The 235-nt window shown below is 67.7% G+C and carries 1 protein-coding gene; it reads right to left on the bottom strand.

Annotated elements, in window-relative coordinates; translation table 11 throughout:
* A partial coding sequence (locus SAZ04_RS23020; RefSeq protein WP_332700126.1) for a hypothetical protein occupies window positions 1–235 on the bottom strand: 235 nt, incomplete at both ends.

Raw genomic sequence — 235 nt, forward strand, 5'->3', positions numbered from 1 at the left:
GGCGGGTCTGTTCGTTGATCAGGACGACAACGCGGGCCAGTCCCGGGGTCGTCGCCAGCACCCGCAGTTCGTGCAGGCAGCCGGCGTTCTGGGCGATGAAGTTGCGCAGGTCCATCAGCACGACGTCGCTGGCGCGGACCAGTTCGGCCAGGGCGTCCTGCCAGGTAGTGTCGTGGCAGTAGCACTCGTTGACCCGGTAGCGGCCCTCGACGTCGGGGCGCAACTCGAATTCGGC

The organism is Halalkalibacter lacteus (assembly GCF_036663595.1).
In the GTDB taxonomy this organism is placed as follows: Bacteria; Bacillota; Bacilli; order Bacillales; family Bacillaceae_D; genus Halalkalibacter; species Halalkalibacter lacteus.